General features: G+C 61.8%; 16 protein-coding genes. 6 read left to right on the plus strand and 10 right to left on the minus strand.

Annotated features, from left to right (window positions below; genetic code table 11):
* Nucleotides 1–6: 6 nt before the first annotated feature.
* The 5 genes from NJQ98_RS15090 to NJQ98_RS15110 form a co-directional block, all read right to left on the minus strand.
* Entirely contained in the window at nt 7–1,428 is a 1,422-nt protein-coding gene (locus NJQ98_RS15090) for a sugar transferase (protein ID WP_262180159.1), read from the minus strand.
* Nucleotides 1,429–1,634: 206 nt separating this feature from the next.
* The gene (locus NJQ98_RS15095; protein WP_262180162.1) at nt 1,635–2,747 is read right to left on the minus strand and encodes a glycosyltransferase family 4 protein; all 1,113 of its coding nucleotides are present in this window, start codon (nt 2,745–2,747) and stop codon (nt 1,635–1,637) included.
* Nucleotides 2,744–4,372, minus strand: coding sequence for an alkaline phosphatase family protein (locus NJQ98_RS15100; protein ID WP_262180163.1), 1,629 nt, complete (start codon nt 4,370–4,372; stop codon nt 2,744–2,746). The genes NJQ98_RS15095 and NJQ98_RS15100 overlap by 4 nt, the downstream gene beginning before the upstream one ends.
* A gap of 329 nt (nt 4,373–4,701) precedes the next feature.
* Nucleotides 4,702–5,856, minus strand: coding sequence for a hypothetical protein (locus NJQ98_RS15105; RefSeq protein ID WP_262180165.1), 1,155 nt, complete (start codon nt 5,854–5,856; stop codon nt 4,702–4,704).
* Nucleotides 5,857–5,978: 122 nt separating this feature from the next.
* Nucleotides 5,979–7,118 (minus strand): glycosyltransferase family 4 protein, encoded by a 1,140-nt coding sequence (locus NJQ98_RS15110; RefSeq protein WP_262180167.1) that lies wholly within the window; start codon nt 7,116–7,118, stop codon nt 5,979–5,981.
* Between the two features lie 36 nt (nt 7,119–7,154).
* Between NJQ98_RS15110 and NJQ98_RS15115 the strand changes: the two genes are divergently transcribed.
* A complete protein-coding gene (locus tag NJQ98_RS15115) occupies nt 7,155–8,729 on the plus strand; it encodes a flippase (RefSeq protein ID WP_262180169.1) in 1,575 nt (524 codons plus the stop codon).
* Nucleotides 8,730–8,781: 52 nt separating this feature from the next.
* Here NJQ98_RS15115 and NJQ98_RS15120 read toward each other — a convergent pair whose 3' ends face one another.
* Together NJQ98_RS15120 and NJQ98_RS15125 are read right to left on the minus strand one after the other, a co-directional pair.
* A complete protein-coding gene (locus NJQ98_RS15120) occupies nt 8,782–9,696 on the minus strand; it encodes a sulfatase-like hydrolase/transferase (protein ID WP_348533578.1) in 915 nt (304 codons plus the stop codon).
* A gap of 185 nt (nt 9,697–9,881) precedes the next feature.
* Nucleotides 9,882–10,088, minus strand: a complete 207-nt coding sequence (locus NJQ98_RS15125; RefSeq protein ID WP_262180173.1) for an alkaline phosphatase family protein — start codon at nt 10,086–10,088, stop codon at nt 9,882–9,884.
* Nucleotides 10,089–10,222: 134 nt separating this feature from the next.
* Between NJQ98_RS15125 and NJQ98_RS15130 the strand changes: the two genes are divergently transcribed.
* Together NJQ98_RS15130 and NJQ98_RS15135 are read left to right on the plus strand one after the other, a co-directional pair.
* Entirely contained in the window at nt 10,223–11,110 is an 888-nt protein-coding gene (locus NJQ98_RS15130; protein WP_262180175.1) for a glycosyltransferase family 2 protein, read from the plus strand.
* 2 nt (nt 11,111–11,112) lie between these two features.
* Nucleotides 11,113–12,051, plus strand: coding sequence for a hypothetical protein (locus NJQ98_RS15135; RefSeq protein WP_262180177.1), 939 nt, complete (start codon nt 11,113–11,115; stop codon nt 12,049–12,051).
* A gap of 11 nt (nt 12,052–12,062) precedes the next feature.
* On the opposite strand, the gene NJQ98_RS15140 is transcribed toward NJQ98_RS15135, so the two are convergent.
* The 3 genes from NJQ98_RS15140 to NJQ98_RS15150 all read right to left on the minus strand — a co-directional run bounded on the left by NJQ98_RS15140 (nt 12,063) and on the right by NJQ98_RS15150 (nt 14,532).
* The gene (locus NJQ98_RS15140) at nt 12,063–13,049 is read right to left on the minus strand and encodes an SDR family oxidoreductase (protein WP_262180178.1); all 987 of its coding nucleotides are present in this window, start codon (nt 13,047–13,049) and stop codon (nt 12,063–12,065) included.
* A 113-nt stretch (nt 13,050–13,162) separates the two neighbouring features.
* Nucleotides 13,163–13,918, minus strand: a complete 756-nt coding sequence (gene aglF / locus NJQ98_RS15145) for a UTP--glucose-1-phosphate uridylyltransferase AglF (protein ID WP_262180180.1) — start codon at nt 13,916–13,918, stop codon at nt 13,163–13,165.
* A 41-nt stretch (nt 13,919–13,959) separates the two neighbouring features.
* Nucleotides 13,960–14,532 carry a metal-dependent hydrolase gene (locus NJQ98_RS15150; protein ID WP_262180182.1) on the minus strand — a complete coding sequence of 191 codons (573 nt, stop codon included), beginning with the start codon at nt 14,530–14,532 and terminating at the stop codon, nt 13,960–13,962.
* Between the two features lie 216 nt (nt 14,533–14,748).
* Here NJQ98_RS15150 and NJQ98_RS15155 point away from each other — a divergent pair, with 216 nt between their 5' ends.
* The 3 genes from NJQ98_RS15155 to NJQ98_RS15165 are packed head-to-tail and all read left to right on the plus strand — an operon-like array spanning nt 14,749 to nt 17,136.
* Entirely contained in the window at nt 14,749–15,024 is a 276-nt protein-coding gene (locus NJQ98_RS15155; protein ID WP_262180184.1) for a DUF8044 family membrane protein, read from the plus strand.
* Nucleotides 15,025–16,107, plus strand: coding sequence for a DUF4350 domain-containing protein (locus tag NJQ98_RS15160; RefSeq protein ID WP_262180186.1), 1,083 nt, complete (start codon nt 15,025–15,027; stop codon nt 16,105–16,107).
* A 6-nt stretch (nt 16,108–16,113) separates the two neighbouring features.
* Nucleotides 16,114–17,136: an AAA family ATPase gene (locus tag NJQ98_RS15165; RefSeq protein ID WP_262180187.1), complete on the plus strand. Its 1,023-nt coding sequence runs from the start codon at nt 16,114–16,116 to the stop codon at nt 17,134–17,136.
* Nucleotides 17,137–17,160: the final 24 nt, after the last annotated feature.

Genomic DNA, 17,160 nt, shown 5'->3' on the forward strand with positions numbered 1-17,160 from the left:
GTGCAATCATGGGGACCTTCGAACTAACTCGACCGTATCCTGAAAGACGTTGTAGAGCTGTCGCAGGACTATTTTGGTGTCGAACCAGAACGAGCGCTTGCGGATGTACTGGATGTCGTACCGGACCTTCTGGGCCGGCTGGCTCCCCGTTACGCCATTTATCTGGGCCATCCCGGTCAGTCCGGGTTTCACGAACCAGCGACTCCGCCACTCATCGACGTTCGCCTCGATGTCAGTGTCGATTTCGGGACGCTCTGGTCGGGGACCGACGACGCTCATATCGCCCGTCAGGACGGCCCAAAGCTGCGGTATCTCGTCGAGGTGCGTCCGTCGGAGTATCCGTCCGACCCGCGTCACTCGTGGGTCAGTACCGCCGGTGTCCTCGCGGCTGATTGTCGCACCCGTCTCCGATTCAGCATCTGTGACCATACTGCGGAACTTGTAGACGGTGAACGTCTCTCCGAACGCGGCAGTGCGTGTCTGGCTGTACAGCAGCGGCCCAGGGGAGTCTAGCTTGACCGCCACAGTGATGAGGGCGACGACTGGCGTCAGACAGATGAATCCAGTGACCGAGAACGCGATGTCGAACGCCCGCTTGACGACGTAATCCTGCCAGTCCCACGGTTCAATATTTGTATCGACCAGCTCACCTCCTGTGGCGTTCGCGACGAGCACGCTGTCTGCGTGGTCCCGGTGGACTTTCGCCTGAATTCCGTGCTCGAAACAGGTGGAGAGCGCGCCGAAGAACTCACGCCGGTCAGGCTCTTCGAATGCGAGTAACACAGTGTCGATGTCGTGCTCGATTAGCACGTCATCGAGCCGTGAGAGTCCACCGAGATGTGAGATCCCGGCGGAGTGGTCGATGGTCACGCCGCCGTCGGCGATATGTCGCTGTTTCTCCACAGCGAGGACGCTCGACGGGGCGACCAGACCCAGTATCGGCATGCCGACACTCGCATAGAGTCTTTCGATAAGCTCCGTGTTGTCGCCCACGATAATGGCTCGCTCGGAGTTGTTGGGCTGTCGCCGGATACTGACGAACCATAGCGGGAGCGCAACGCCCAGAAGCAGTACCGTTCCGACAAGTGTCGTTCGGGGGAGCCGCGAGGACCAGTCGAAGTAGCCGATGGTCGCGAGAACGGCAGCGGTGAGAAACAGACGTCGTTGAGTCAACGATATCGTGTCCAGAATTCGTCGCGGACGGGGTTTATACAGAGGCCACAGGATGACAAGCGTGATGGTGACTGTGATGGCTGCCTGGTCCAAGAGATCGTCGTTGGTCAAAGTCGTTGACTGGAGGTTGTTGAGCGGTGGGACTGCGGTCAGCAACAGCTGGATGGGTGGCGTATTCGCGAGGGCAACCGCTGCAGTGACCAGTAGTGTGGATCCGAGAACGGCCACACCACGGTACTGCCAGCCTGTCTGCATATGTTATAGATTTCGATGCTGTTATAAAATCTAACGGTCCGGAGTATCTTTCGTGATAACAAGACCTAGACCCGCTCGATACTGCTCTTTGGCCGCTATCCAGTATTATCTACAGATTCGCCGCTGATCGGAATTCACACTGCAAACTGTACGTTCGTCCCAATACTCGTTATCGTAATTCTGTCAACCTGGTACAGCCGGTAGTATCAGTCGGCGAGAGACCGATAGAGGTCCCCGTATCGGGCGACCATTCGGTCTTCGGTAAAGCGCGCACCCGCTACCTGCTGTGCCCGTCTGCCCATGTGCCGTCGCCACTCGGGGCGTCCCAGCAGTGTCTCGACAGCATCGGCGAACCGCCCCCCTCCTGACGAGACGACCATCCCGGTCACCCCGTCGTCGATAGCCTCGGCAACTCCGCCCACGTCGTAAGCGACGACAGGGACGCCAGCGTGGAGAGACTCTAGAACAGTCAGTGGGAGCCCCTCGAACCGAGACGGGAGGAGGAACACGTCAAATGCCGGCAATAGCTCGAGCGCGTCCTCCCGGAATCCCGGAAGGAAGGTGTTCTCCATGCCGTGGTCCTCGACGAAGGACTGGCAGTCCGAAGAAAGCGGACCGCTGCCGATTAGGACCGTTGCGAACTCGTGTCCGCGGTCCCGGAGTTGACATGCAGTGCGAAGTATCTTGAGGGGGTTCTTTTGTTCCGCGAGCCGCGCGACCGCCCCGACTATGGGCATCCCGGAGTTGATACCGAACTCCTCCCGGAGCCGTGCCCTGTCCGGTGTTCCTCCGTGTGGCTGGATGCCGTTGTGGATTACTGTCCCTGCCTTGGGGGACAGAATCCCGTGTGCTCGACCCTGCCGGCGATCGTTCTCTGACACGCAGACGATTCGGTCCGTGTGTCGGGCGAGCCGTCGCTCACCGCGAACGACGAGCGGTCGAAGCACACTGTATTCGGTGTTGTAGAACCCCCATCCGTGGACGGTAAAGACGCTCGGGACCCCGGCGCGGGCTGCTGCAGTCCGTGCGAGAACTCCCGCTTTGGTGCTGTGGCTGTGAACAATATCGAAATCCCCGTCCTCGAGGAGATGACGGAGGTCACGATAAGCCAGCAGATCCGAGGGCTGTGGTCTACTCTGGAGATGTGGCTGCAGGTGGACGGTCACGTCTGAGTCGGTGAGCCGGTCGATCAGGCGGCCACCCGGGCCACAGGCGACGTCGGTCACGCCGTCGAGCCGCCTGGACAGCGATTCGACAACTCGCTGGGCACCGCCCCAGTCTGAGCGCGTGATGACCTGTAGGATGCGGTCTGCGCTCATTCGAGATACCCCATCTCTGAGAGCCGGTCAGTTACGGCCGCTGACGGTTCGGTGTCAGTGTCCGACGGGTAGTACCGTGCGCCCGGTGTTGGCGCCGGATGCAGAGATGCCTCGTTAACGGATAGCAGTTCCGCCGGTACCTCCCCTTCCATCACGGGCGCGGGCCGGTGGCCAAACAGTGCCAGTATTGTTGGTGCGATGTCTGTAGCGTGTACGTTCCCGGGGGCGTCAGTCACTATCGACGGGCCGGCCGCGGCAAAGAGTCCATCGTAGGTGTGGCTGAACTCCGTCGTCGCGTCGAACATGGGCTCACGGACAACGTCCGTCACTTTCCATCGCATCTCCGTCGGACAGACGACGATATCCGGTGCGGACGCCTCGTTGGCCACGTCACTACCGTGGCGCTCGTGTCTGTCGTACACGTCCTCAAACACGGCTGTCCCGTCGGGGCCCCGTACCGCTCGCAGGGCCTCGATGAGCTGTGTTCTGACTCCATCGAAGTCCGCGGATGGCACTACCCCGTCTGGTTCGCGTCCCTCGACGTTACAGCGGATTCCCAGTGAAGAGACTGACCGGCAGTAGGCCTGTGATGCCCCCCAGTCGACGTGCGCCATCGAGTCAATCAGCAGTTCATCGGGGAGCCGCTTTCGGACCGGATCGGCCAGCCCGACGAACCGCAGTGCACGCTCCGTCCGCTGTGGCGTGAGACCCAGTCGCTGGAACACCGAGAGCCCAGCCCCGACAAGCCGATGAGAGACGGCCGTCGAACCCGTCTCGTCGGTTGCGGTAGGTTTGGTAGTCTCTCCCCACGAGTACCGTTCGGCATCACCCGACGTTTGCACCCATCCTCGGTCTCGGAGCCACGTGTTACAGCGGAATATTCCGTCGTACTCGTGGATTCCGTGATCAGACACGACGAGTACCGTCGTCTCGTCTCCGACCAACTCCAGCAGAGTGCCGACGGCCTCGTCGACCGTCTGATAGACCCGGCGTACTGCCTCCTCGTCGTGGCCCATCGTGTGGAAAATCGAGTCGGTCCGCTGGAACTGAACCATCATGAACGACCAGTCGTGGCGACCGGCTAGTGTCTCGGCGGCTGCGACCCGCGAGCGTATCAGCCGCTCGTTTTCGTCGATTCTCGCCGTTCTGTCGGTCCGGTCGCGGGCGTAGATTCGGTAGGTGTCGTTGAGTGTCGATTGGTCGGACACCTCGCCGTCGATTAGTACCTCGGCACTTTCGGGGGCGAGATACCCGGGGACGATACTCCCAGATATCTGGTGGACCGGATGGGTCACCGGTACGTTGACCACAATCGATTTGTGGCCCGCGGCGTCGAGATATTCCCAGAGGTACGGCACTTGGAGGTCGGTTGCACTGACGAGGTGGGGCGCTGTCCCGGTGTAGTCGTAGAAGTCGTAGATGCCGTGGGTCCAGGGCGTGGTACCTGTCGTGATAGACTGCCACGCCGACGGCGTCCACGGCGGCGTTGTTGTCGTCAGCGTCCCCGCTGTCCCCCGGTCGAACAGCGCGGGGAGATGTTCCAGTTCACCGGCCTCGATGAGTGGTGAGAGCTGCTCGAAGCAGGCGGCATCCAGGCCGATACAGAGGACGCGTGAATCTGTCATAGCTGGGAACCGAGCGTAGCGTACGTCTCGCGAGAACGTAAAAATAGATGCCGGTAGGGGAGGCCGATGGATTGTTTACCACGCGAACACATACGTAGCCCGTGAAGGTTCGCCGGATTGTGCGCAACTCGACGCTGTACGCCGCCCTTGAAACAGCCTGGCGCTATCTGCAACACAGCCGCGTATACGCTGTGGCGGGCAATGAGCGTGCCCTCGCGGTCCTGATTCTGGTAGTGGTCGGAGTGAGCGTCGCGCGCATACTGGTCGCGGACATGACTGCAGGTGTCAAATTTCTGAGCTTCGCAGTACTGTTTCTGCTTCTCGTGTGGCTAGCTCGTCCAGCTGTCAGCCTCTCTGAGCCGTGACCACCAGCGGTCCAGGACGGGGCTGGAGAAGACAACGAGCAGCAACACGAACGGGACGCGATGACGGATTGTCGTCCCGAAGTTCGAGTCAATTAGCCCGTAACCCAACACACCACCCAAGTACGTCGTCACCAGAAACACCAGCACAATCCGGTCGCCCTCAAACTCAGACAGCGACACCGCGCTGGCCAGCGCGAGCACGATGAGCACCGGCAGTGAGAGCGCCCCCAGCAGATGAAACGTCTGTTGGACCTGCAGGGGGAACGGAGCGAACTGGAAGTATAGGCCCCGAACCGGGGCCGAAAGGAAGACATCGGCCCAGGAGTGGTACTGGAACGACGTGAGATACCCCGCGCTGCCGTGCGCTCGAGCGGAGACGATATAATTCAACCGGGTCAGGGGAAACCGGTCTGCGAACAGCACGAATCCCAGAAGACCGACCGGGACCGTCACCACCAGCATCGACGACAACGGCAGCGGCCGCCCAGTAATTGAATCGACTGCCAAGACCGCAGCTGCGGCACCGGCGCCGACGAGGACGACGAGTGCCAGCTCTGTGCGAAGCAGGTACAGCATCCCCAGTAGCGGGAGCCCAGCGATGGCGGGCCACAGAGACTCCTCTGTCACTGTCGCGACAAAAAGCGCCAGTACCGTCGCGAACACGAGGACACTCAGTGCGTCCCGCATCGGGACTGTCAAAATAAAAAAAGGAAGCGGGAGAAACAGAACCGCGAGCGTCGCAAGCTGCGTGGTCCGAAGTTCAGGATATAGCCGCTGCATCAGGTATCGAAGAGGAATCGGGACCAACACAGCGAGCAGTCCGTTTACCACCGATAGTGACATCGGCGTCCGGTCGGACAGTAGGTAGACAATTGACTGGAAGGCGGCGAACGACGCGACCGTGTGCTTGTACTCGGGGGCTCCGCCGGCGAGCACCACAAGCGCCGCCTCGTGGAACTTCGCGATGTCCCAGCTGTAGGGTACGCGAGGGATGACGACAACCGCGACCAGGACGTGACCGACCAGTGCGACCGCTCCTGCCCGTCGGTAGTCGCGGTCTAGCCTATGAGATACCAGCAGGAACAGCAGTGTCACCACCCCTATAGCCAGCAGCACCATCGGGTAAATTCTCTCCGGGACCATACTAAGTGTTCTGTCTGTGTGACTGGTACTACTAATGAGCGGTCAGTAGGATTACACTCGGCCCTCAACGCGAGGGTCTGGAGAGTTACAGGGTCCGCTCAGTTTCCGGCCGCCACGCCACGTCCGGTCGCCGATGACCAGCAATCGATGTGTGTACAGAGCGTCTCAAACCGATCCGCCCAAGTGTTTTCCAGCGCCTGCTCCCGGGCACCAGCCGAGAGCTGCGAGCGGTACGCCTCATCACCCACCAGCCGGGCGAACGCATCGGTCATCGAGTCGACATCTCTCGACGGGACCAGAATCGCACACCCCTCGTCGAGGATCCGTCTGTGGGGCGTGATGTCGGTAGCGACGACCGGCAGCCCGAGTGCGAGGTACTCGTACACCTTCGCGGGTGAGCTTACTTCGAACGACGCAAGCGGTGGGAGCGGTGACACTGCGATGTCGCATGCGGCCACCTCGTCGGATAGTTCGTCGTGGTCCAGGTACCCGTGCCACTCTATCGCGGGACCGTCCGGGGCGAGTGCTTCGAGGGAGTCGATCAACTCCTTGTCGGCGCCGCCATATAGGTCCAGTCGCACCTGTGAACGGAGTTCGGGCTTGAGGGCTGCGAGGGCCCGGACGACATTGTCGAGCCCGCGATACTTGGTCAGCGACCCGACGTACGCGATGCGGACCCTATCCATGTTCCCAGACGCCGGCGTGAACGCGTCGGGGTCCGCGGCTAGGGGGACCAGTCCGATTTTTTCCTCGGGAACGCCGTAGTCAGTCTGCAGGCGCTCGGCGAGGGGGTCACTGAGCGTCACGACGCCGTCGGCTCGGGGCAGTGTGATTTGGTGAAGCTGTCGCCCAACGCGGAGAAATGCGTGATAGAGCAGGCCTTGCGGGTCGAATTCCGCGAACTCCTTTGCCTGCTCGTATGGGTCCGCCCGGATGTCGTAGACGACGACCGCGTCGGTACACAGCCGCACAACCAGCGCTGGCACGAAGATGTTTTTGTAGATGATGACGACATCAGGTGGGCGGCGCAGCGCCAGCCAGACGAACCACGGCGTCAACACTGTGTTGAACATGAGGACCGCGCCCAATGATGCCAGGGGCAGGCAGTGCCTGTGGACCGACTCGATAGGGCCCTCGAGCGGGGCGAACACGTGAGTGTCCCAGTTTTCGGCGAACTTCTGGACTAGATAGTACGCTTCGGTGGTCCCCGGTGCGGTAGAGATATCGAAGGTCGTCAACACCCATACCCGCTGTCGCTCACGCGCTGTCATGGCTTGTCCTGCCGGCCCGTTTGGGCAACATTTAGGCTACAGTACCGGAGTGTGTGCTATATGCCTGATGATTCCGACGGTTTCGTCGGATTACTGCTGGGAAGCGGGGTGATTGTCTTTTTCGGCTGGATTATCGACCGCGCCGTTCTGTTCGGTGCCCGGTTAATACTCGCTCGCGGGTTCGGCAAGGTCGACTACGGCGCGATTTCGTTGGGTGCTACGATGCTCGCGATGGGGTCGACGTTCGCCCTCCTAGGCCTGCACGTCGGTGTCAGCAGGTATCTCCCTCGTAACGATTCCCCGACGTTCAAAAGAGGCGTCATCCTGTCAGCGATTCAGGTAGTTCTGCCGGCCTCGTTGCTTGTCGGCGGACTGACGGTATTTTTCGCCGAACCGCTCGCAGTTACCTTCCTTGACGGGGCCGAACAGGCACCCCTCCTCCGTGTGTTCGGGTTCGGTATCCCATTTGCGACCACGGTAAAGCTGGCCATCAACGTCGTCAGAGGACAGCAACACAGCGATGCCAAGGTGGTCATCGAAAACGTCGCGATTCCGGTCTGTCAGTTCGCCGGAATCGGACTCGCCTTCGTAGGCGCGTTTGGCCCGGTGGCCGTCGCGTGGGCCTACACCGCATCGTACGTGGCCGCGACGGTCTTGGCACTGTACTACGTGCGAAAGCACACGCCACTGTTCGAGTCGGTCGGCTCGACGCGGCTTCGCCGGGAGTTACTCAGTTTCTCGCTCCCGCTCCTGTTCACCTCTGTAATGTTTATGCTCTTGACAGACATCGATACCATGATGCTCGGGTACTTCGACACGCCCACCGCCGTCGCGGAGTACAACGTCGCGTATCCGCTCTCGTTTCTCCTGCTGGCGGTGCTTGAATCGTTCTCGTTTCTTTTTGTCCCAGTGCTATCACAACTACATGCTGACAATCAGCAAGGACGGATGCGCTCGGTCTATCAGCTTCTGACCAAGTGGGTCATCTTCCTGACGACGCCGCTGTTCCTTTTGGCCGTCAGCTACTCACACGAGATTATCGCGCTTACGTTCGGTGAAGCCTACGTGGCGTCGGCGACCGCACTCGTCGTTTTGTCCATCGGGTTCTTTTTCAGGGCTGTCGTCGGGCCAAGTGGTTCCACCCTGACGGCTATTGGTCGGACGAGCCTGCACGTCTACGACACCGCCGGCGTGACCGCGCTGAACATTGTCCTGAATCTCCTGCTCATCCCACGGTTCTCGTATCTCGGTGCCGCCGTGGCGACGACCGTGTGCTACGTGGTTCTCAACATCCTCTACGCCTCGCAAGTGTACCTCGAAACGGGCATCGTTCCGGTGTCGCGCCGGACGCTCCGTCCACTTGCTGGACTCACGATTGTCTCTGTCGCTGCCTACGCTATCTCTGGCGTTCCGACCGCCCTATGGCAGTATCTCGTGCTGTTTGTCGGGTACGGCGTCGCCGTCCTTGCGGTTATCGCGCTGCTTGGCGGCATCACCGACGACGAACTGGTGTTGCTGGAAAACGTCGAGGAGCGTCTCAGTCTCGACCTGACAGCGGTGAAACGCATTCTGGAGTGACTCAGACGGAGCGCCATTGCTTGCCTGACCGGGTCGGCGGATACCCACCGTATCAGGCGTACCCCAGGTCTGACAGTTGCTGGCGGACGCTCTCTGGCACCCCTTCGGTATCCTCGTCGACTCGGCGTTCGTCCAAATCCTCGACCAGCGTCGACAGGGCCGACTGTGGGTCGGCCGTATCACTTTCTCCGCCCTCGGTGAACCCGTCGTCGGTCTCGTAGCCGTAGTACGACGGGGGCAGTGCCAGGCCGCGTCTGTGACCGTCCAGCTTTGCACGCCGACGCTCGGGGATGTTGAGCCGACGGAGTTTCTCACGAACGGTCTCTGTGAGCCTGTGGGACTCGGTGAGCAGCAGGCGTCCCGCCGGGTCGGACAACAGCGAGACGCCCCGCGAAGGGTAGTCCACACCGGCGAAATCGGCGACTGTCGCCGGCACGTCAAGCAGGCTGACCGGCACATCAACCGACTCGTCAGCGTCGGTACCGGCGTATACGGAAAGCGGGATATTCGTCAGCTCCGGGTAGGGGCCGTGGAAATGTGTCCACTCTCCGTACTCACCTAGCAGTTCGCCGTGGTCCCCTAGCGTGAACACATAGTCGAAGTCACCTGCTAGGAGTTCGAAAATATCTTGGTGGATATCCGCGAGATACCGAACGCTGTCGTGGTAGGCCTGCCGATGCACATCGGTCTCGACCGCTGTGTCGGTGACGGCAGCCAGTATCGAGTTGAAGCCGGAGCCGACCTCGACAATCCGGTATGCGGCGGGCGGCGAGTACGGCGCGTGGGACTCCATGACATTCAAAAAGAGAAACTCGTCGTCGCCCCAGGATGTGTCACCGACCCACTCACGGACCGCCCTGCTCCGCCGTTCTCGGCCCGTTTGAGACGGTAACCGTGCTGTATCGATGCGACGAAAGCGGCGTTGCTCCGGAAGCACTCGATAACGCTCGATGTGTATAGACACCACTGTGGCCCGCGGCTTTCGAGCACGGTTCTGGACCAGTCAAATATTTCCGGACGTGCCGACGCAACCCGCCACCCCTCCGCATAGCGGTCGAAGCCGCAGTCGAAGTCGTACTGTTCGGAGAGGTACGGGTTACAGGAGTACGCGCTCGTCCGGTAGCCCGCCTCTGATAGCGCCTCGACGATCGACTATCCGGAGATATCGAATCGTTCGGCCCTAGCCCGAACGCCGGTCTCGCTGGGATACTGGCCGGTAAACAGCGACCTGTGGGCTGGGACCGTCCAGTGGCTCGTCGACCACGCGTTCTCGAAGGACACGCTGGGAGGCCAGTCGAAGTGCCCGTCGAAGGCGTCTTTCCGGAGCGTGTCGAGGACGACGACTGCGATGTTCGGCATCTCTGTGTTCACGTGGGTTTCCAGACGTAAATCACCCGCTGTCGGGAGCGACGCTAGGGAAGTCAACCACTCACCGTGCACAGGTAATCTCGAGCGCTGGTCTTATTTTCCTCTCGGTAAATCGTAGGGACAGCATGCCCGACATCGCGCTCGGAACGACTGTGTTCAAGCGAACGGAGAAGCTTGCACGGCTCATCGAATCCGTTCCTGACCACGTCGACGTGGTGTACGTATCGGACGACGGCGACACCGAGGAGCGCCGGCACCTCTACGAGCGCGACTACCCCTTCCGGCTGGAGGTGATTGACCTTGAGTACGATGCCGGGCTTGGCAGGGGTCGACACGAAATCGTCGAACGGCTCACCGAGCCGTATCTCTACATCGTTGACTCCGACAACCAGATGCCGACTAACGCGGAGATACTGGTCGACCAGCTCAAAGCCAATTGCGACCTCGGTGGTATCAGCGGCCTCTACGACGAGGGTGACGCACTCAACTGTGGCTCCCATGACCTGTTCGACGAGGGGTCGTATCTCGTTCGCGATCTCCGAACGACGAAGTCACCGGTCGACGTCGCCGGGCAGTCTCTCTACACGTTCGATTTCGTCCCTAATGTCGCCTTGTTCCGTGCGGAGTGTCTCCGTGACTACTCCTGGGACCCGGAGTACGTCATCGGCATGGAGCACCTCGATTTCTACCTCGGTCACAAGCGCCAGACCGACTGGACCTTCGCGACGAACCCACGCGTCATCTTCCCGCACGACAGGGGCGGTTCCCCGGCGTATCTGACGAACCGGACGGACAGCGAGAAACTCAGGGCGAGCCGGGAGTACTTCCTGCGCAAGTGGGACCTCGACGGTATCGTGAACATCCCGAACCGGTGGCTCCACACGTACGACCCGGACCGAGAGCGGACTCGTGCGCTCAAGTCGGTGTTCAGCACCGTCCTCCGGACTCTCCCACCAGCACTCAGTGTGGAACTCATCTCGCTGATCAACGACCACACCGGCTACCACCTGTGAAGATGCTTCCCAAGCGCTATCGCCTCGAGAACTTCAACAAGGCAATCAGGAACCCGCGGGTCGTTCTCGGTGAGCTGTCGAAACTCGCAATCGCGCTCAATACGCACTACTACCGACACAGGCACGCCGACGGGATAGACGTTCTCGAACGCGACTGGGACAACCTCGTTATACTCGACGGTTGCCGGGCCGATACCTTCCGGGAGGTCAGTACGCCCGAGGGTAAACTCCAGACAGTGCGGTCGGGTGGAAGCGAGAGCTGGGAGTTCATGCGCCATAATTTCCTCGGTCGGGCGCTTCACGATACGGTGTACGTCACGGCGAACCCGTACGCGACGAAGCTCCCCGCCGGAACCTTCCACGCTGTCGAAAATCTCATCGAGTCCGACTGGGACCCCGACCTCCGGACGGTGCCACCTAGACCAGTCACGCAAGCGGCGATAGACGCGGCGGCCGCGTATCCCGACAAGCGCCTCATCGTCCATTACATGCAACCGCACTACCCGTTTATCGGGCCGGCCGGTCAGCGTATCGAACACGGTGGGTTCGGCCCGGATCGCGACGACGAGACGGACAGCGGCGGACACGTCTGGACGCAACTCCAGTACGGCCTGCTCGAGGAAGCGCCAGTCAGAGCGGCCTACCGGGAAAACCTTGAAATCGTCCTGAAAGACGTCACCACGCTCCTGAATACGCTCGACGGGAAATCGGTCATCACCTCTGACCACGGAAACCTGCTCGGGGAGCGCATCGGGCCGATCCCCGTCAAGGCTTACGGGCACCCCCCGGGGTTATACGTCGACGAGTTGCTCCGCGTGCCGTGGCTCGTCCGTGACGGAGGTCGACGACGGACGATTCGTTCGGACCCACCGAAAGAGCGCACCGAAATTGGGGCAGAGGTCGTCAGTGACAGACTCGAAGCGCTCGGATACAAACCCTGATCCTCGGGGCCTCACGACCGCCGAACCAGCGGCTCGTACCACTCCCGATTGGCCTCGTACCAGTCGATGAACGCTGAGACCCCCTCCCGAATCGTATGCGTCGCCTCGTACCCCAGCAGCTCCTCGGCCAGTTCGGTATCGGCGTGGGTGTGCTCCGAATCAGCGTCGTGGCGCTCCGAATACTCAAGTTCCAGCTCGGGCGCCAGCTGGTCGCGAATCTCCTCGGCCAGCGTCTTGATTGCGATGTTGTCCGTCGAGCCGATATTCACGGCCTGCCCGTCGGCCCCGTCTTCGTCCAGCAGCGTTACGTTCGCCTCCACAACGTCGTCGATGAACGTGAAGTCCCGCGTCTGCGTGCCGTCCCCGTATATCACGGGCGGCTCGCCGTTCATACACCGGGAGACGAAGTTCGAGATGGCCATGTTCGGGCGCATCCGCGGGCCGTACACCGTGAAGTACCGAAGCGCGACGACGGGGAAGTCGTACACCTCGCCGTACGAACAGGCGTAGCGCTCGGCCGACAGTTTCGAGGCGCCGTAGGGGCTCACGGGCGTCGTCGGATGCTCCTCGTCGTAGGGGAGATACCGGGGCTTCCCGTACACCGACGACGAGGAGGCCATGACGAACCGCTCGATGCCCGTATCGCGGCAGGCGTCGAGCAGGTTCAGGGTCCCGTCGACGTTGACCTCGTCGTACTTCCGGGGGTTCTGGACGCTCGGGCGCACGCCCGCCTGTGCCGCCTGGTGGTAGACGTAGTCGGCGTCGGCGACGAGCTCTTCGACCAGCTCGGCGTCGCGCACGTCGCCTTCGACGAGTTCGTAGCTGCCGCCGCCCTCGCTGGCCGCCTCGCGGCCGGTTTCGACGTTGTGCTCCTTGATGTCGAGGTCGTAAAACGGGTCGAAGTTGTCCAGGGCGACGACGCTGTGTCCGTCGCGGGCGAACCGCTCGGCGAGGTGGCCGCCGATGAAGCCCGCGCCGCCGGTGACGAGGATTTCCATTATCGGAAGGGGATGGCCAGTGTACAAAAAATGTCGGGTGTGGTATATCTTCACACCCTCTCCGACGCTCGGACCACGGAAGGACAGCTACGCTCTCGTCCGTCCCCCGCGGATTACTCGCTCGCGGCGAGGTTCTCGGCCGCCAGCTCCGCGTCGACCTCGCCCTGCAGGCGCTCCTCCGCTTCGTCGCGGTCCTCGGGGTAGCCGATGTCGTTGCGCCAGCCGTCCATGCGGATGGCGTCGATGGTCCGGCCCGAGTGCAACAGGAGGTCGATGGCGTCGCTGATCTCGTACTCGTTCCGGTTGGAGGGTTGGACGAGGTGACAAGCGTGGAAGATGGCGGGCGTAAAGGTATAGAATCCCGTCATCACGAGGTTCGAGGGCGGGTCCTCGGGCTTTTCGATGACCTCGGTTATCTCGCCGTACTTGTTCGTGTCACAGACGCCGTAGCGGGACGCTTCCTCCCAGGGCACCTCCTCGACGAGGAACGCCGCGTCGGCCCGCTCTTCCCGCTGGCGGTTGACCACGTCGCTGAGGTTCGCCTGGAAGATGTTGTCCCCCAGCATCAGCATGAAGTCGTCGTTGACGTCGTCCTCGACTGTCAGCAGGGCGTGGGCCAGCCCCAGCTGCTCGCGCTGGTGGGTGTAGGTGATGGGGACCCCCTCGAACTCGTCCTCGTAGTAGTTGATGATGGCCTGTTTCTTGTAGCCGACCACGACCAGCAGCTCCTCGGCGCCCAGCTCGATGAGCTGCTCGAAGCAGTGTGTCAGGATGGGCTTGCCGGCGACCTCGACCATCCCCTTGGGTTTGTCCTCGGTGAGCGGGCGGAGTCGGGTCCCCTCACCGGCGGCGAGTACAACAGCTTGCATGTTTTTCTGTCATTCGCCCCTGGGTAAAACTCTTATCGCATCTAGCGACCCGACAACCCCGCCGTCGCGCCGTCGGCCCGCCGCTTGCACCACCGCCCGACCGCCCGCAACCCCGGGGCGCCGTCGACGGCCCACAGCAGCGTTGCGGCGGCAAACAGGATGAGTTCGGCTAGGAGCTCTGGGGTCGGTTCCGCCGCGAGGAAGTGTGCGAGGATACCCATCGATTCGTCGTAGGCCGGCAGCGAGAGGACGGGCCAGAACAGATAGGCGAGCCCGGCGAACTCACCCGCGATGAGCGCGTAGACGCCGTCGGTCACGAGATGGACGAGATAGCCGAGCGCGAAGCCGGCCCAGGCGCGGCGACCGGCGGGGCCATCGAAGCGCCACCAGAGGACCGCCAGCAGCGGGACGGCGACCAGCAGGGAGTGGGCGCCGGCCCGCCCCGAGGGGAGGACGCCGAACGTCCACGCCAGCGGCTTGTCGACGAGGTCGGGAAACTGGCTTCCGACGGCCAGCGGGACGACGACGCCGGCCGTCGGCACCCGGCCGTAACGTGAGCGGAGCCAGAGCGAACAGAGGAGGTAGGCGACGGCCGCGTGTCCCCAGGGCCACATGTTCCCGTCTCCGTCGGTGGCCGAAAAGAGCCTTCTGTTGTGGGGCGGTGGAATGACCAGTCTGTTATGCGACTCGGGTAGCTGATTGCTAATGCTCCGATCTCGTCGACGAGAGTAGTTCAATCAGACACCCGCACTGCGCAGACCGCCTGTAACTGTGAACACATCGAGTCCGTGTCGATACTTTCTAACCGTTCGCTTGGCAACGGAGCCACAATGGCTACCAGGCGCCGCCAGCAGTTCATCCACGGGCAGGCACTCTGGATGCTCGCAACGGTGCTCATGCTGGCGGCGCTGAACGCGTTGACACTGGATCTTTTCTTTGTCGTCTCGCTCATCGGCTTTCTCGTTGTGGTCGAACTCACCGCGGCGGTTAACGTCACCCCACGGTGGCGCTCGCGGCTGAAGTGGCTGATTCTCGCCGGACTGGTCGGGTTTGCCTACATCGTCGTCCGGCGCATTCTCGAAATCCTGCCGTCGGGGCTGATATAGATGGAGTGGCAGGACTACCCCCGCGTCGCCCTCATTATCCTCTTTCTTGTAACGAACGTCGGGCTGGTGACGGCGATGAGCACGTCGACGGCCGCGTACGGACCGTACAATTCCGCTTGGGACGGCGGAACCGAGCTGCGGGACCAGACACGGTCGGCCGGCGCGGAACCGAAAATTGCCACCAGTACGTCGGCGTACGTCGACTCCGGGGCGGACTCGGTCGCTTTTGTCATCGCCCCGACGGCGACCTACAACGCGGCTGATATCGCCCGCCTGCGGCAGTTTGTTTCGCGTGGCGGCACGCTCGTGGTCGCTGGCGAGGGTACAAACGCGACAAATGACCTGCTTGGCGGGCTCGATGTGGAGACGCGGCTGAACGGCACGAGGGTTCGGGACGACCAGAGCAACTACCGAAACGCCTCGCTGCCGAGAGCGACAAACGTCTCCGAGCACTCGCTTGTCAATGACACGGACGCCTTGACGCTGAACCGAGGGACAGTACTGGACGTTCCCGAACGGGACGTAACAGACAACCCGGCCGACCGGCCGACGGTGCTGATCCGAACGGCTTCGTCGGCGTATCTCGACACGAACGGCAACGGGACACTCGATGACACCGAATCGGTCGGTTCCTATCCGGTCGCAGTGACCGAGCCGGTGGGTTCGGGCCGGGTTATCGTGGTTAGCGACGCCAGCGTCTTCACCAACGCGATGCTTGAACAGGAGGGGAACGCGGCGTTTACCCGTGCAGTCAGTCGCAATGCGACGACGGCGCTGCTCGATTACTCTCACCGGCCGCCGCTGCCGGCGCTGACCTATGTGTTGCTCGTTATCCGCTCAACCCCTGCTGCACAGGCCTTACTCGCGGCCGTCGTTCTCGGTATAATAGCGCTGTGGGCCCGCCGGCCGGCAGTTCGCGTACCTGAATCCCTTCGCTCGCTGGTTGGCGATGACCAGCCCGCCGTCGATACCACCCTCACGGAGGCCGACGTTACCGAATTCGTCCGCGAGCGACACCCGGAGTGGGATGGGGACCGTATCGAGCGTGTGTCGCAACACATTATACGCCGGCGCGAGGAGTGAACCTGAATGACCGATCCGGCCGCCCTCTATACGACTATCAGAGACGAGATGGGGCAGGTCCTCATCGGCAAGGAGACCCTCGTCAAGGGTATCACTATTGCCCTCCTGACAGACGGCCATATCCTGCTTGAAGGAGTTCCGGGCGTCGCGAAGACGACCGTTGCGAACCTGTTTGCCGTCACTACTGGACTCGCCTACAACCGCATCCAGATGACCCCTGACATCCTCCCGGCGGACATCACCGGTAACTCCATCTATCGCGAGCAGACCGGCGAATTCGAACTCCAGAAGGGGCCGGTGTTCTCGAACGTCGTCGTCGCCGACGAAATCAATCGTGCGACCCCGAAGACCCAGTCCGCCCTCTTGGAGGCGATGCAGGAACGAACCGTCTCTATCGAGGGAGAAACCCTCAACTTACCCGACCCCTTCATCGTGATTGCCACGCAGAACCCCATCGAGATGGAGGGAACCTACGAGCTCCCCGAGGCACAGCGGGACCGCTTCCAGTTGAAACTCACCGCGGACATCCCCGGCCGCGACGAGGAGTCCGAACTGCTCGATCGGTTCGACAGCGATCCGGACCTCGACCCAGCAAACGTCCAGCAGGTCGTCGACCGCGAGGATGTCAAAGCTGCTCAAGAGGCTGTCACTGAGGTGTATATCGACGATACAATCAAAGCGTACATCCTCGATATCGTCGCAGCGACCCGAGACACGCCGGACCTCGACCACGGGGCCTCGCCTCGTGCATCGCTTGCCTTCCTCAATACGAGCAAAGCGCGGGCCGCCATCGAGGGGCGTGACTATGTCATTCCCGAGGACGTGAAGGTCCTCGTGGAACCCATTCTGGCCCACCGTGTCGGCCTGAGCACGGACGCGGAACTGAGCAATCGGACAGCACGCGACGTTATCAGTGACCTCGTTGCCGATATCGAACCGCCGGGGAGCAGTTTCGAGGCCGAACCCGATGCCGCGACCGCCGTTCAGGACGGCGGGCAACCTGAAGACGACACGACGGACGCTTCCTAGCAGTAGTGGTGTTCAGTCCTCACT

Source organism: Haloarcula laminariae, assembly GCF_025457605.1.
GTDB classification, from domain to species: Archaea; Halobacteriota; Halobacteria; order Halobacteriales; family Haloarculaceae; genus Haloarcula; species Haloarcula laminariae.

What these genes read in the sequence shown, in the direction of transcription:
- NJQ98_RS15090 (WP_262180159.1), bottom strand. Translation starts at nt 1,428, where the DNA reads ATGCAGACAGGCTGGCAGTACCGTGGTGTGGCCGTTCTCGGATCCACA.
- NJQ98_RS15095 (WP_262180162.1), bottom strand. Translation starts at nt 2,747, where the DNA reads ATGAGCGCAGACCGCATCCTACAGGTCATCACGCGCTCAGACTGGGGC.
- NJQ98_RS15100 (WP_262180163.1), bottom strand. Translation starts at nt 4,372, where the DNA reads ATGACAGATTCACGCGTCCTCTGTATCGGCCTGGATGCCGCCTGCTTC.
- NJQ98_RS15105 (WP_262180165.1), bottom strand. Translation starts at nt 5,856, where the DNA reads ATGGTGCTGCTGGCTATAGGGGTGGTGACACTGCTGTTCCTGCTGGTA.
- NJQ98_RS15125 (WP_262180173.1), bottom strand. Translation starts at nt 10,088, where the DNA reads ATGCCGAACATCGCAGTCGTCGTCCTCGACACGCTCCGGAAAGACGCC.
- NJQ98_RS15130 (WP_262180175.1), top strand. Translation starts at nt 10,223, where the DNA reads ATGCCCGACATCGCGCTCGGAACGACTGTGTTCAAGCGAACGGAGAAG.
- NJQ98_RS15135 (WP_262180177.1), top strand. Translation starts at nt 11,113, where the DNA reads ATGCTTCCCAAGCGCTATCGCCTCGAGAACTTCAACAAGGCAATCAGG.
- NJQ98_RS15140 (WP_262180178.1), bottom strand. Translation starts at nt 13,049, where the DNA reads ATGGAAATCCTCGTCACCGGCGGCGCGGGCTTCATCGGCGGCCACCTC.
- aglF (WP_262180180.1), bottom strand. Translation starts at nt 13,918, where the DNA reads ATGCAAGCTGTTGTACTCGCCGCCGGTGAGGGGACCCGACTCCGCCCG.
- NJQ98_RS15150 (WP_262180182.1), bottom strand. Translation starts at nt 14,532, where the DNA reads ATGTGGCCCTGGGGACACGCGGCCGTCGCCTACCTCCTCTGTTCGCTC.
- NJQ98_RS15155 (WP_262180184.1), top strand. Translation starts at nt 14,749, where the DNA reads ATGGCTACCAGGCGCCGCCAGCAGTTCATCCACGGGCAGGCACTCTGG.
- NJQ98_RS15160 (WP_262180186.1), top strand. Translation starts at nt 15,025, where the DNA reads ATGGAGTGGCAGGACTACCCCCGCGTCGCCCTCATTATCCTCTTTCTT.
- NJQ98_RS15165 (WP_262180187.1), top strand. Translation starts at nt 16,114, where the DNA reads ATGACCGATCCGGCCGCCCTCTATACGACTATCAGAGACGAGATGGGG.